The sequence below is a fragment of the Rhizobium mongolense subsp. loessense genome, assembly GCF_900099775.1.
GTDB classification, from domain to species: domain Bacteria; phylum Pseudomonadota; class Alphaproteobacteria; order Rhizobiales; family Rhizobiaceae; genus Rhizobium; species Rhizobium loessense.
This window is the reverse complement of sequence record NZ_FMTM01000004.1, coordinates 305,462-318,063: the sequence shown is the minus strand read 5'-3', so window position 1 is coordinate 318,063 and position 12,602 is coordinate 305,462. Positions and strand designations below refer to the sequence as shown.

Sequence of the window (12,602 nt, the reverse complement as noted above, 5' to 3'; positions counted from 1 at the left end):
AGAGCGGTGTCCGACATCACTCTGAACGCCCCGAAGCTTTTCGATCTCAGCGGCCAGGTTGCCATCGTGACCGGAGCCGGCAGCGGAATTGGGCAGCGCATTGCCATGGGTCTTGCACAGTGCGGCGCCGACGTCGCCCTGCTCGACCGCCGAACCGACGACGGCCTTGCCAACACGGCCAGGCACATTCAGGCCGCCGGTCGCCGCTCCATCCAGATCGAAGCGGACGTCACGCGCAAGTCATCCCTCAGCGCGGCGGTGGCACGCACCGAGGCGGAGCTCGGCGTACTGACCCTCGCCGTCAACGCCGCGGGTATCGCCAACGCCAACCCGGCCGAAGAGATGGAAGAGGATCAGTACCAGACGCTGATGGACATCAACCTGAAAGGGGTCTTCCTTTCTTGCCAGGCCGAGGCCCGCGCCATGTTGAAGAACGGACGCGGGTCCATCGTCAATATCGCGTCCATGTCCGGCGTGATCGTCAACCGGGGACTGAGCCAGGCGCACTATAACGCTTCCAAGGCCGGCGTGATCCATATGTCGAAGTCCATGGCGATGGAATGGGTCGGCCGTGGCATCCGCGTCAACACGATCTCGCCCGGATACACGGCGACACCGATGAACACGCGTCCCGAGATGGTCCATCAGACCAAGCTCTTCGAAGAGCAGACGCCGATGCAGCGCATGGCAACGGTCGACGAGATGGTCGGTCCGGCCGTGTTCCTGCTTTCGAATGCGGCAAGTTTCGTGACAGGCGTCGATCTGCTTGTCGACGGCGGTTTCTGCTGCTGGTGATGCCATGCCAAAGCTGATTGCCGGCAGCTGGAAAATACACGGTCTCGCTTCCTCCCTGGCCGAGATCGAGGCGCTGAAGGGACTTACGAGCGAGGCGGCGTGCGACATCGTCGTCCGCTCGCCCTTCACGCCGATCGAAAACTCCGCCAAGCGCGCTCGAAGGGTTCGACCGCGATGGCCGTCACCCGACACCGCCAGCGAAAGGCGCCAGGCCTGCAAAGCAGACGGCCACTGCGGCTCACCAGGCCAAGATCATTTCTGCAGCCGCTTGAAGGCAGCATGACGCAACAGGAACTGCCGCCTCTGCGGTCGACGACCGATATGGCCTGGCACGGGAAAGGAAGAGAGAATGAAACGCTTCGAAAACAAGACCGTCGTCATCACGGGAGCCAGCCGCGGGATCGGCGCAGCGATCGCCAAGCGGTTTGCGAAAGAAGGCGCCAATCTCGTGGTCTCGGCAAACGAAGAAGCGGTCCATGCAGTCGCCGAGCAAATCAAAGCCGATGCCGGCAATGCTATCTCCTTCGTCGGAGACGTCACCGACAAGGCCAGCGTGAAGGCTCTCTATGACGCAGCGGAGAAAGCTTTCGGCACTGTCGAGGTGTCTATCCAGAACGCCGGCGTCATCACCATCGCCCGCATCGAAGACATGACGGAAGGCGAGTGGGACAGGGTCATGGCCGTCAACACCAAGGGCGTCTTCTTGTGCGCGCAGGAAGCAATTCTGCGCATGCGCCGGCATCGACGCGGCGGCCGCATCATCAACACCGCCTCCGGCCAAGCCCGCAACGGGTTCATCTACACACCACACTACGCCGCTTCAAAGATGGGCGTCGTCGGGATCACCCAGAGCCTTGCCAAGGAAGTGGCGACCGAAAACATCACCGTGAATGCCTTCTGCCCCGGTATCATCGAAACGGACATGTGGGCCTATAACGATCAGGCCTGGGGAAAACTCCTCGGCAACTACGGTCCTGGAGAACTCATGAAAGAGTGGGTCGAAGGGATTCCCATGAAGCGGGCAGGATCCGGCGAGGATGTCGCCGGTCTCGTCACCTTCCTTGCCAGCGACGATGCGGCCTACATCACCGGCCAGACGATCAACGTCGATGGCGGTCTGATCATGTCGTAGCTTCATTCGACAATGAGGAACGATGCGTTCACCGCGAAAAACAGATTCTCGATGGGACGGCAGCCGGCAGCCTCTTGCATAATACGGCATCGATCCTCTATGTTACATGCGTTCTCAGGGCGGGGTGCAATTCCCCACCGGCGGTATCGAGGCAACTCGGAGCCCGCGAGCGCCTTCGTGGATGCGGAGGGTCAGCAGATCCGGTGAGATGCCGGAGCCGACGGTCACAGTCCGGATGGAAGAGAGCAATGCAGCGGACGCCGCCTCAAGCGCGGCGTTTCCTATGCTTGTTCGCCCAAGGGAAAATGGTGGCTTTGACAGGCCATGCACGCCGCACACAACGGCTAACCCTTGAAAGGCAAGAAAATGGCAATTTCCAAAATCGACGATGCGGTCGCCGCTATTGCGCGGGGCGAGATCGTCGTCGTTGTCGATGACCGTGACCGGGAAAACGAAGGCGATCTCGTGATCGCGTCGCAGGCCGTCACTCCGCAAGCGATCGCGTTCATGATGAACCACGCCCGTGGCCTTATCTGCGTTGCGATGGAAGGCGACAGGCTCGACGAGCTCGATATTCCATTGATGGTTCCACGCAACACCGAGGTGCTGAAGACTGCCTTCACCGTCTCCGTGGACTACATTCCCGAAACGACAACTGGGATATCGGCCGCCGACAGGGCTGCCACCGTTCAAGCACTCGTCAGAACAGGTTCTCGCCCCGAGGATTTTGCCCGGCCAGGTCATATCTTTCCGCTTCGAGCCCACCCGAACGGTGTTCTTTCCCGCCCTGGCCACACCGAAGCAGCGGTGGATCTCGCCAAGCTTGCGGGTCTCTCTCCCTCCGGCGTGATTTGCGAAGTGGCCAACGACGATGGCACGATGGCACGCCTTCCCGAACTCGAACGGTTTTCTGAACGACATGGCCTCCATCTGATCACCATCGAAGACTTGATCGCTTACAGGGCGGCGAGTGTTCCCGTTAAGGCAGCCTGAAAGCCGGTTGCCCGTCTTCTTTTAGGTTTGAGCGGCCTTCCTCCGTCGCCGCTCGAATCTGGTCCGGCCTCTCGACCTTCCGATGAACGATACGAGCGTATCGTTCATCGAAAGGCGGGCGAACGCCTGGTTGCGGCCCGCACAGTCGAAGGACTTACACAGATTGTGTGCTTCGCCATTCGACAACATCCGTGCTTTGAACCCAGATGGTTTCCTCTTCGCCCGCGCGGCCGTGCTCCAATTTATATGTGGCGACCTCGCCGAAGGTGTCGGCATATGCCAGCAGGCGCTCCAGCGACGCTTCGGGTGGCGACGCTACTCGTTCCAAAGCCTCGCGCGTCACGATCACGAGCCAGTTCGCCGCAATGTCGGTCATTGGGATATGGCCGTTTTCATTGGTGACGAACGGCGGCATGTTCGGGCGCATTTTAAGCGACATTGATTTTCCTCGGTCGTACGACGTAATGTCGGCGGTGCGGCTCAAAGGTCCTTTTCAGCTTCCTTGTGCCAGTGATTGGTGGAAAGGCCGCGCTGGCGACCAGCACCGCCATCATCAAAGTTGGATTTCACGAGCGCAGGCTTCGGAGCAATGCGGGGTCCTGCTTAAAGCCGTCGATCTCGTTCTGGGCCTTAAAGTACGCATCTCTCCAAAGCCTGTAGCGAACCGGATCCGTTTGGGGGTCATACGGATTGTCACCCAGCAACTTTCCAGTTTTTGGCGCTAGCGCGCCCATGTTTTCAGCTTGCCAGTCGTCCAGTTCCCTTCTGCTGCCTTCAAACATCGTCCACTTCCTCGTCTATCAAAGCGTTCGCCAGTTCTGCCGCCGCATGATCGAGCCTCGCCTTTGAGGGCGTTAATGCACAACAGAACGGAGCTGTGCCGGAAGACCTTGGATCGCGAAGCGATGAAGCGGTGAACCTGCAAAAGCCCTCTCGATCTTCCGAGACTTCCCGAATTGCCGATCAAGTTCATTGGCAAGGTCGGTGGGATCCGTCATTCCCTGTTGAAAGAGGCGGATCATCAGCTTGGCTGCTGCATTGAAGGGCCGAGGCGGTTCGATCAGAATATCGTCTGAATAGCCAGCATCACTCAGCACCTGCTGCAGCATGCCGAGGTCTTGGCTCGTCAGATATTTCGTAGAAAATTCGGAAGACATCAGGTCCTCCTTTCGGTCGGGGCAAGGGCATGGCTTCCCTCAAACAGCAGCGCCCGTGATGATGACTGCTGGAGGCGGGAACCATGCGCTGCCACCGGAAGCAAAGCAAATGAAATCTTTCGAAGATGCTAAAATACACCCGACTGGCAAGCGAGCCGCATTTGCCGGATCAGCCCGATTGAACACGCGACGTCGATATCAGGCAGAGCACCTTGATCGAGATCCGCTACCGACAGAACCTCGTCAGTTGCCACTCACATCATTTCGGTGCCGAGGCAGCAGCCGGCGAGGCGCTAGTGAATCGCCGACGAAGACCGCGCGTTCACGCGTGTCGCCACCTCTCCGATGTGGGTGCCGATGAGCAGTGTCGCGATGTCGTCTGAGGTGCGATAACCGTCATCAAAGAATGCAAGGGCAGCAGCACATAGGAAATCCGTTGTCTTCTCATCAGGAGCGACCTGATAATAGTGATACCATTCACCGACAGCCCGCGAGAGCACGGCAAAATCGGGTTCCCGCACCAGTCTTTGCAGCATGATTGACCTCCCATTCCTGAGACTAAATGCTAGGTCGGGCGGAATTTTCTTCAACGCAAGAAGGCGCTCCTTATTCAGGGCGAACGACCTGGACCTCAGGCAGGTCTGCAAACAACCTGCATGCAGACGGGCTTTATGGCCTTTGACGGTTCCTCGGAGCAGCCGCCTTTCTCAAACGTGGCCCGCTTTGCGCGGATTCTCGAGTGCGCCATCCTCGCTTTTTGCGCCGGCAACCTGGAAAGACGTCGCCGGATGATCATCCGTCGGATCTGGCGGCAGAAAAAATGCCAGTTCAAATATCAGGCCGCTGGTCCCGTAGGTGAAAAGGCTTTTTGCCTGATATTTTGCCGGGAAGGCCTTTTCGATTAGCACCGAGCCGAACCCTCTGGCGTTGGGCCGTGTGACCTCAGGCCCCCCTGATTCCTGCCAAGTCAGCAGGACCCGCCGGTCCGTGAGGGTCCAGTTGACGACAATCCGGCCCTCGTCGGTGCTGAGTGCGCCGTATTTCATCGCGTTCGTGCCGAGCTCGTGCACGACCAGCGACAAGGCCAGCGTGAGTTCCGCCGGTAGAGAAACCTGTGGACCTGTTACTTCCATTCGGCTGGCATCGACCTCATGGTGGGGACGCAGCGACTTTCGGATCGTCTCGGACATATCCGCCGAATGGGCCTCTCTTGTGAGAATGAGGTCGTAGGCTCCTGCCAGTGCCGTTAGCCTTTCGGAGAACACGGCATAACGCGAAGGATCGCTCTTTGCAAAACTCTGTCGGGCGATCGCCTGCACTAAAGCGTAGCCGTTCTTGACTCTATGGGCCATCTCCCGCGACAGCAGGTCTCTTTCGTCCTCTGCCTCCTTCGCTTGCCGGTGCCGGGCGTCCAGCTCGTCAAGAAGACTGTCTAGTGTGGCACCCACAGCACCGAGTTCATCTTTCGCCGGATTCATTCCCGTGCGCGCGTCGGTCCTGCCGGCGCGCCAGTCTCCCATAACGCGAGCGATGTGGTGGATCGGTCTCACTATAAACCGGTTGCCTATGAGAACGGCGGCCAGAAAGGCGAGCAGTGCACCGCCAATGATGGACAGCGCGTTGACTTCCGTCGCTCGGTTGATCGGTGCGAATGCCTCTTCCTTCGAGATGCCGGCGCCGATGTAGAGCGGGCTGTTTGGAAGCTTGATCGGGCGATATCCAAGGATCCGTTCGATACCGTCCTGTCCTGTCACCTCGATGATACCTGGAAAATCCGCATAGATCAGGTGTTGAAAGGCAGCAGGTATGGCGGTTCCGACAAAGCGCTCGGGATATGGCACGCGTGCCAGTATCGTCCCCTTGCCGTCCGCGATCGTTATGGCGTTGCCACCCTCTACGTCGCGTTCGGCGATCCTGTCCTGCAGCCACTCCAAGCGCAGGCCCGTCACCAGCACACGTTGGGCGACCCCCTCCTTCATCAGCGGCATCGCTACCGGAAGGACTGCGCCCTTCGACATCCGGCTGTCCGTGTAGGTTCCGACCACAAACCGGCCTGACGCCAGGGCTTGCCTGAAGTAGTCCCGATCCGCGAACCGGACGCCACTCGGCGGCTCGACGCTGCCGCAGACAGGATGCCCCGTCAAGTCGGTCACAAAAATCGTGCGAATATTGGACACGCTCGAGGCGACCGACCGAAGGGCCTGGTCGCAAGCCGCCGCGTCGAGATCCTGGATCGCGGGCATTGAGGCGACGGCGACGAGAAGACCATGCAGCCCTTCGATGATCCGTTCGACTTCGGAAGCCGCCAGCCGCGCGGCCTGCGCAGCGTTGCCCCTGATTTCCTCGTTGCGCTGAAGGCGTGTCTCTACTTCGTTATAAACGAGCATCGCGACAACTGGCGCTAGCGCCGCAACCGCGACTGCAACGAGCTTCAGTCTCATTCTTCCGCCCTTTGGATCGTATGGATCCTTCCCCAACCGGATTTCGATAGCATGACTATTCAGGCCTGACTATCCATGTGTGTCATTCGTAACTGGATCGCCGTCCATGCCGGAACGCCTTCAGAAGGCCCTGAATGAGATGCCCTTAGTTTAGGAAACCAAAATGGGAAGCCGCTCATGAAAGAATCGCCGTCATCAGCAACGCGCACGGCCAAGGCGAACTGACTGCTGGAGAAAGAGGCTGAGGACGGCAGTCGAAGTTGCAGTGGATGCTGCAAAGATCACATGTCGGAAACCAAAGAAAATCTTACATCCATCCAGCATGCGCCGATGCAGATCAATTGGCGCTCGAAGGTCTCGGACCTGGAGCGAGTTCGAATGGAAGCTGGAGCGACGCGCCTAGGGCGCGAGCACGTAAATAAAGGCCTCAATTTGCCCATCCGGCGTACTGATCTTCGCCCGTTCACGGCGATACCCCGCGCCTTCGAATGCGTCGAGCCGTTCCCAGTGGTCCGGGAGATCCAGTGACTCGAACAAAAGCACGTCCACTGCCGCGCCGCCTTCATCGAGCAGCAAGCCTGGAAAACCAAGGGCAGCTCCCCATCCCGATTCCACGAGAGTCCCTCGAACCGTCCCCTTCCGCCAGGTTCCTTCAAGGCCGGCGAGCTGGTGATGGTTCACCCGGCCGGGGGCCAGCGATCCGTAGGTTGCAAGCCGGTGTTCAATGGTCATCGTGTCACCCTGTCCAATAGGTCTGCGAGCAGACACCTGGTTCGCTCGCGATGCGTGACGCAGGCAGACCTTCGCAGTCGCGCATCAAACTCGAATTTAGGCACCCCTTATGCCGATGTACATGAATGCACTCAATTACTTTCGTCTGCGCCGTTCCCGGGCGCGCGCCAGCCGGCGGGCGGACCTCAGTTCATCGATGCTCGGAAGCCACCATTCTCGCCTCCGGTTTTCTGGAACCGGTTTTTTGGGCCATGTGTTGATCAGTTCGTCAAGCGTCGGCGTCCGCCACAGTCCCCAGACGTGGTCTTCCGTCGCACCCGGATAGAAATCCGCAACGGTATCTGGCTCGACCAGTTCGCCGGTGATCTCCGTGAAGACGATGACACCGTACTGTTCGGTCGCCACGGGGCGCTGCAACGGCGGCAGGCCGTTGCTCGCCAGCGGATAGCGACGACGCCTCCTCTCGGCCGAGCGAAGTCGGGCGCGCCTGTCGTCCTCGGTTCCCTTTCGCGCGTCGGCCCTGCGCTTTCGTTCTTCGGGCTCGTTGCGCCGGGCCGCCGCCTCGATCGTCGCCCATCGCCGCCTTAGGTCGTCGAACGACCGGAAGGGCACATGCCAGACCCTAAGATCGCTGTCCCAATGGGCCCAGGGAACTTCGCGCAGCTCATCGACGACAGTCCGGGAAAACGGCGTCCTTACCCGTAAGCCCGCCTCCCCGACCTCCAGATATGGACTTTCGATCGGATCGAACTGGAAGGCGTCGCGTCCCTTCTCGTCCGCATAGGCCTCGACCTGCGTTGCCTCACGCGCCCGCCAGCGGGCGATCCGGCGACCGGCAGTTTTCCCGGGAACGAACCATGCCTTGAGGTCATCGCTCCACCGCGCTTGGGGAAAAGCCGCGCGGAAGCGCTCGACCGTCAATCGGTCGTAGGGAAATGACGCGGTTTGCCCGATCTTCTCTTTGAAGGCACCTTCGGATGTCTGGTGTTCTCGACGGTTCGACATGGTGAGCTCGACTTTCCCTCGAGAAACGCTCTGACGTGCCGCGCAGTTCAGCCAGCTGCGATCAGATTTACCTCCGACGCTCGACACGCATGCGGCCAAGCGCAGGTCATTTCCATCGGCGTCGGTGGATTTCCTCATGTCAGAATATCGGTTGGGCGCTGGCGGCATTCTCCCTGTCACCGAGGCTTTTGGTCCTCTTGACGATGATAGGGAGAGGGCCTAGACGGCGGCACCGCGCTGAGATGCAGGCGAGGACTGGGAGAGGCCCGGCTTGACGAGGAGCCGGGTCTTTTGCCGCAGGGCGGAGCAAAAATTCCTTAGTCTGTTTCTCACCGGATTTGCACATTGAAGAACTTGAGAGGCACTAATGCGCTATATTTTTAAATCGGCTTTGATCGGTATCGCCGCGCTGGGTTGCGTGACGATCAGCCATTCCTTTGCGGTTGCGCAGGAATTGGAACTGCGGGTAGGTCCAGGTGGAATTGGTTTTTACGATCGCGACCGCGATCGGGACCGGTATTACGATCGCCGCTATAGGCCGGCTCGCCGGGCATGCGACCCGGACGACGCGCTTGACAGTGCACGCGACGCAGGTCTCCGTCGAGCTCGTATCGTTCGTGTCTCGCCACGCAGCGTCGTGGTCCAAGGCTTTACGCGCCGTGGTCCCGCACGGATGGTATTTGCCAACGTGCGCGGATGCCCCGAGATCTAAATCTGTTTCCTGGAAGCTTAGTAAGAGCTTTCGAAGGCCCGCCGCTGTCATGAGCGGCGGGCTCTTTGTTTCCGAAACTCTTCGGGCCGAACCTTGTGGTCAAGGACAGAGCTCGCAACAGGCCATATGCAGCGTCTGCCCGCTGCGCCCGCGCATTCGCTGTTGTGACGTCGAAATCACGTCATTGTTAACTCACACGGTCATATTTTAACCCCGTCGGACTTGGCTCTTGAACCGGTTCACGGCAGATGTGTTGCATCACAATGAACGGAAAGGTCACCCATGACAGATTTTGCCGATAGCCGACCCCGCCCGATGGTGCCGGCACTTCAGAGAATTTACATGCCATTTAACACCATCGCTGAAACGGCTCTGCGTGTTATCGCCGGCGGACTGCTGGTGACCCATGGCTACGGCAAGATCCTGAATCCCTTCGGAGCTGTCGGCATGGTGGAAGGTCTCGGCTTCTATCCCGGTTTTTTCTGGTCGCCGTTGCTTGCAGCAACCGAATTCTTCGGCGGCATTTTGATCGCAATCGGACTGTTCACGCGGCCAGCCGCTTTCGCTGCAATGATCGTGCTCCTGGTCACTGTCTATTTCCATGGTGTTGTGCGAGGTGAAGGCCTTGGTGGCGCCGAGAAATCGATCCTCTGGACTGCCATTTTCTTGTTCTTCGCGGTTCGGGGATCGAATTCGCAGTCTGTAGATGCCAAACTTGGCAAGCAGATCTGATTCCGAATTCTAACCATCTGGGGAAGCGGGCACGGCATCGCCGTTGCCGCCGAACCCGACATTATGTGGAGCTCCACAAAATGTCGCTTATGCAGAGAGCGGGATCATGCGCAGCGTTGGTCGCTTAAGGCCGACTTTGCCGATGTTTGCGGCGGATTCCGCTCCGCATGATTCCGAGGGGTTGAGTGATGGCGCTCCGCTCACAGCTGGGCGCCATCACTCGATGACATAGAGCGCGCGATAACCCACTCGCCGCTTTGCAGCCATCCGGGCCAGCACAGGAACGGTGTTATCGACATAGTCAACGACCATGACGTCTCGCTTACCATCGTGCTGTCTATGCAAACGGCCTACATATTGCGCCAAAGTTCCTTTGCAGGCGATCGGCATCGTCAGGAACAACATGTCCAGCCGAGCATCCCGCTTTCTATGCGGAAATGGCCGATTGGCTTGCGCGAGGGGTCATCAAATATAAGGAAGATATCGTCGACGAAGTGGAGCAGGCTCCGGACGCATTTATCGGCCTGCTTCAAGGAAAGAATTTTGGTAAACTTCTTGTCAGGCTCTAATGGCGGGTCAAGGAGACACCGATTTATCGGGTACCGCGGATAGTGCGGGTGTGACCTGTTCAACGAGGAAGTCGATGAAGGCGCGCAGCCGCCCTGACATGTGCCGCTTGTCAACAAAGACCGCATGGACTTCCTCCGGATCACGCGGGTCGTAGTCGGTGAGCACTCGCACCAACCGGCCAGCCACGATATCTTCGCCGACATGGAAGGCCGCAAGACGGCCCAGCCCAACGCCGGCTAGAACGAGCTGGCGCAGTGTCTCCCCATTGTTGACTTCCGCGCTGCCTGCCAACGGACGCTGGACGGTGTCTTCAGCAAAACGCCACGGACTGAGCGTCCGGCGGAAATTAAAACCGAGGCAATTATGATCGGCCAGTTCCTGTGGCGTGTCGGGCACACCGTGACGGGCAAGATAGGAGGGGGCGGCGACAACATACCGGCGGCTTTCACCCAGCTTCCGCGTTTTGAGGCCGGAATTGGTGAGAGGCCCCAACCGGATTGCCACATCGGCGCGTTCCTCGACAATATCAATCACATCATCGGTAAACGTAAGATCAAGGAGGATCTGCGGATAGCGGCCGAAGAATTCAGGCAGCAGAGGGACGAGGAGATGGTTTCCGAGCACGAGCGAGGCATTCACTCTCAGACGGCCGGTTGGAATGGCTGATTGTGACGCGGCGCGGTCCGCCTCGTCAATATCCGCGAGAATCTGCAGACTGCGGTCGTAGTAGGCCTCGCCTTCGCTGGTTGCCGTGAGCGCTCTGGCCGTTCGTGCCAGCAGCCGCACCCCAAGCCGCGTCTCCAGTCTGGAAATAAGCTTGCTGACGGCCGACGGGCTGAGACCGAGTTGGCGTCCCGCCTCCGAAAGGCTGCCGGCCTCAATCACCCGGACGAAGACTTCCATTTCAGCACTGCGGTTTTTGGAAATCATGACCGGTCCCATGTGTGAATAATATTCAAACATGATATTCCATTTTGCATTCTTGTCAAAGAATTCGTGGGCCGTCTAATTGGAGAAAGTCGCTGGATGACCCAGCATTCACTTTCTCCGAAAAAGGAGTACTTGATGGCCGCCTCACGATCAGGATTGCCCATTGCACTTTACGCGTTGGCAGCAACAGCTTTCTGCATTGGGACCACAGAATTCGTCATAATGGGGCTGCTTCTTGAGGTCGGACGCGATTTCGGTGTGTCAATTTCCGCTGCCGGGCTCCTAATCACAGGATATGCGCTCGGTGTGGTAGTCGGCGCACCGCTATTGACACTGGCGACGTCGTCCTTTCCGAGGAAACCGGTCCTCCTTGGGCTCACCGCTCTTTTCATCCTCGGAAATCTCCTATGCGCCTTGGCCGCTGACTATTGGACGTTAATGATCGCCCGGGTCGTCACAGCGTTTGCGCATGGTGCATTTTTCGGCGTTGGCGCAGTCGTTGCGACCGGGCTGGTGCCCAAGGAAAGGCAGGCGACTGCGATTGCTGTCATGTTCACGGGAGCAACCCTCGCCAATATTCTCGGCGTCCCCTTCGGCACTTATATCGGGCAGGCTTTTGGATGGCGGGCGACGTTTTGGGCTGTGACCGGTATCGCCGCCGTTGCCTTCCTGGCGACTGCTTTTCTGGTACCGGCAATAGATGCAGGATCCAAGCGCGGGTGGGCGGCTGAATTTGGCGCGTTCAAACGCAAGCAGGTCTGGCTTGGTCTGTTGATGACTGTGCTTGGTTATGGTGGCGTCTTTACGGCCTTCACCTATATCGCTCCGATTTTGAACGAGGTGACCGGATTCGATGAATCGACAGTCGCGCCTGTGTTGATCCTCTTTGGAGCCGGACTGATACTGGGTAATATCATTGGAGGACGTTTCGCGGATTGCAGTCTTATGCCAGCAGTCACCGGCTCCCTAGCTTTCCTTGCTCTCGTTCTGGCCTTTCTTTCACTCGCTCAATTCCACTCCGCCACGGCGATCGCCGCCGTTTTCATGCTGGGTGCGGCGGCCTTTGGAACCGTGTCGCCGCTGCAGATGCGCGTCCTGCAGCAAGCGGAGGGAGCTCCGAGCCTTGCTTCAGCTGCCAATATCGCGGCCTTCAATGTCGGAAATGCAGGCGGTGCCGCCCTTGGGGGAGTGGTCATCGACAGTGCGCTTGGCTTGCAGGCGCTGGGATGGATCGCCGCAATTGTGACCCTCTCAGGTCTGGGGGTTGCGCTCTGGAGCTGGACCCTGGACCGGAGTTTATCGCCGCGCCCGATACTTTCCGGCGCAGAGACGCAGGTTGCGCCGGAACCGGTGGGAGATCAGCACTGAAGCTCTCCCCTCGTATCTCGCAGTAATAACGAAAA

At 58.9% G+C, this 12,602-nt stretch carries 15 protein-coding genes and 1 riboswitch; of the genes, 7 read left to right on the top strand and 8 right to left on the bottom strand.

Annotated elements, in window-relative coordinates:
• The first annotated feature begins 6 nt into the window (after nucleotides 1–6).
• The 4 genes from BLP23_RS16500 (at nucleotide 7) to ribB (ending at nucleotide 2,920) form a co-directional block, all read left to right on the top strand.
• A complete protein-coding gene (locus BLP23_RS16500; protein WP_092585875.1) occupies nucleotides 7–795 on the top strand; it encodes an SDR family oxidoreductase in 789 nt (262 codons plus the stop codon).
• 4 nt (nucleotides 796–799) lie between these two features.
• Entirely contained in the window at nucleotides 800–1,078 is a 279-nt protein-coding gene (locus BLP23_RS34560; protein WP_233426728.1) for a hypothetical protein, read from the top strand.
• A 66-nt stretch (nucleotides 1,079–1,144) separates the two neighbouring features.
• On the top strand, nucleotides 1,145–1,927 hold the full coding sequence (locus tag BLP23_RS16490) for a glucose 1-dehydrogenase (protein WP_092585873.1): 783 nt from the start codon (nucleotides 1,145–1,147) through the stop codon (nucleotides 1,925–1,927).
• 106 nt (nucleotides 1,928–2,033) lie between these two features.
• Nucleotides 2,034–2,178: riboswitch (FMN riboswitch) on the top strand.
• A 115-nt stretch (nucleotides 2,179–2,293) separates the two neighbouring features.
• Nucleotides 2,294–2,920 (top strand): 3,4-dihydroxy-2-butanone-4-phosphate synthase, encoded by a 627-nt coding sequence (ribB, locus tag BLP23_RS16485; RefSeq protein ID WP_022712637.1) that lies wholly within the window; start codon nucleotides 2,294–2,296, stop codon nucleotides 2,918–2,920.
• A gap of 154 nt (nucleotides 2,921–3,074) precedes the next feature.
• Here ribB and BLP23_RS16480 read toward each other — a convergent pair whose 3' ends face one another.
• From BLP23_RS16480 to BLP23_RS16450, 7 genes are all read right to left on the bottom strand, one after another.
• Nucleotides 3,075–3,404, bottom strand: a complete 330-nt coding sequence (locus BLP23_RS16480) for a hypothetical protein (protein WP_233426727.1) — start codon at nucleotides 3,402–3,404, stop codon at nucleotides 3,075–3,077.
• An 82-nt stretch (nucleotides 3,405–3,486) separates the two neighbouring features.
• The gene (locus BLP23_RS16475) at nucleotides 3,487–3,702 is read right to left on the bottom strand and encodes a hypothetical protein (RefSeq protein WP_092585869.1); all 216 of its coding nucleotides are present in this window, start codon (nucleotides 3,700–3,702) and stop codon (nucleotides 3,487–3,489) included.
• A 72-nt stretch (nucleotides 3,703–3,774) separates the two neighbouring features.
• Nucleotides 3,775–4,077 carry a hypothetical protein gene (locus BLP23_RS16470; protein ID WP_092585867.1) on the bottom strand — a complete coding sequence of 101 codons (303 nt, stop codon included), beginning with the start codon at nucleotides 4,075–4,077 and terminating at the stop codon, nucleotides 3,775–3,777.
• Between the two features lie 293 nt (nucleotides 4,078–4,370).
• On the bottom strand, nucleotides 4,371–4,613 hold the full coding sequence (locus tag BLP23_RS16465) for a hypothetical protein (protein WP_092585865.1): 243 nt from the start codon (nucleotides 4,611–4,613) through the stop codon (nucleotides 4,371–4,373).
• Nucleotides 4,614–4,784: 171 nt separating this feature from the next.
• Nucleotides 4,785–6,518: a sensor histidine kinase gene (locus BLP23_RS16460; protein ID WP_092585863.1), complete on the bottom strand. Its 1,734-nt coding sequence runs from the start codon at nucleotides 6,516–6,518 to the stop codon at nucleotides 4,785–4,787.
• 399 nt (nucleotides 6,519–6,917) lie between these two features.
• Nucleotides 6,918–7,250 carry a gamma-glutamylcyclotransferase family protein gene (locus BLP23_RS16455; protein ID WP_092585861.1) on the bottom strand — a complete coding sequence of 111 codons (333 nt, stop codon included), beginning with the start codon at nucleotides 7,248–7,250 and terminating at the stop codon, nucleotides 6,918–6,920.
• A 135-nt stretch (nucleotides 7,251–7,385) separates the two neighbouring features.
• On the bottom strand, nucleotides 7,386–8,255 hold the full coding sequence (locus tag BLP23_RS16450) for a hypothetical protein (RefSeq protein ID WP_092585859.1): 870 nt from the start codon (nucleotides 8,253–8,255) through the stop codon (nucleotides 7,386–7,388).
• 367 nt (nucleotides 8,256–8,622) lie between these two features.
• Between BLP23_RS16450 and BLP23_RS16445 the strand changes: the two genes are divergently transcribed.
• Nucleotides 8,623–8,967 carry a hypothetical protein gene (locus BLP23_RS16445; protein ID WP_092585857.1) on the top strand — a complete coding sequence of 115 codons (345 nt, stop codon included), beginning with the start codon at nucleotides 8,623–8,625 and terminating at the stop codon, nucleotides 8,965–8,967.
• Between the two features lie 282 nt (nucleotides 8,968–9,249).
• Complete coding sequence (locus tag BLP23_RS16440) at nucleotides 9,250–9,699, top strand: DoxX family protein (protein ID WP_092585856.1); 450 nt, start codon at nucleotides 9,250–9,252, stop codon at nucleotides 9,697–9,699.
• 576 nt (nucleotides 9,700–10,275) lie between these two features.
• Here the strand turns inward: BLP23_RS16440 and BLP23_RS16430 are convergent.
• On the bottom strand, nucleotides 10,276–11,232 hold the full coding sequence (locus BLP23_RS16430; protein WP_233426726.1) for a LysR family transcriptional regulator: 957 nt from the start codon (nucleotides 11,230–11,232) through the stop codon (nucleotides 10,276–10,278).
• A 123-nt stretch (nucleotides 11,233–11,355) separates the two neighbouring features.
• Between BLP23_RS16430 and BLP23_RS16425 the strand changes: the two genes are divergently transcribed.
• Entirely contained in the window at nucleotides 11,356–12,567 is a 1,212-nt protein-coding gene (locus BLP23_RS16425) for an MFS transporter (RefSeq protein ID WP_092586122.1), read from the top strand.
• Nucleotides 12,568–12,602 lie beyond the last annotated feature (35 nt).

Coding starts and splice junctions, on each gene's coding strand:
- BLP23_RS34560 (WP_233426728.1), top strand. CDS start 800: ATGCCAAAGCTGATTGCCGGCAGCTGGAAAATACACGGTCTCGCTTCC.
- BLP23_RS16490 (WP_092585873.1), top strand. CDS start 1,145: ATGAAACGCTTCGAAAACAAGACCGTCGTCATCACGGGAGCCAGCCGC.
- ribB (WP_022712637.1), top strand. CDS start 2,294: ATGGCAATTTCCAAAATCGACGATGCGGTCGCCGCTATTGCGCGGGGC.
- BLP23_RS16475 (WP_092585869.1), bottom strand. CDS start 3,702: ATGTTTGAAGGCAGCAGAAGGGAACTGGACGACTGGCAAGCTGAAAAC.
- BLP23_RS16470 (WP_092585867.1), bottom strand. CDS start 4,077: ATGTCTTCCGAATTTTCTACGAAATATCTGACGAGCCAAGACCTCGGC.
- BLP23_RS16465 (WP_092585865.1), bottom strand. CDS start 4,613: ATGCTGCAAAGACTGGTGCGGGAACCCGATTTTGCCGTGCTCTCGCGG.
- BLP23_RS16460 (WP_092585863.1), bottom strand. CDS start 6,518: ATGAGACTGAAGCTCGTTGCAGTCGCGGTTGCGGCGCTAGCGCCAGTT.
- BLP23_RS16455 (WP_092585861.1), bottom strand. CDS start 7,250: ATGACCATTGAACACCGGCTTGCAACCTACGGATCGCTGGCCCCCGGC.
- BLP23_RS16450 (WP_092585859.1), bottom strand. CDS start 8,255: ATGTCGAACCGTCGAGAACACCAGACATCCGAAGGTGCCTTCAAAGAG.
- BLP23_RS16445 (WP_092585857.1), top strand. CDS start 8,623: ATGCGCTATATTTTTAAATCGGCTTTGATCGGTATCGCCGCGCTGGGT.
- BLP23_RS16440 (WP_092585856.1), top strand. CDS start 9,250: ATGACAGATTTTGCCGATAGCCGACCCCGCCCGATGGTGCCGGCACTT.
- BLP23_RS16430 (WP_233426726.1), bottom strand. CDS start 11,232: ATGTTTGAATATTATTCACACATGGGACCGGTCATGATTTCCAAAAAC.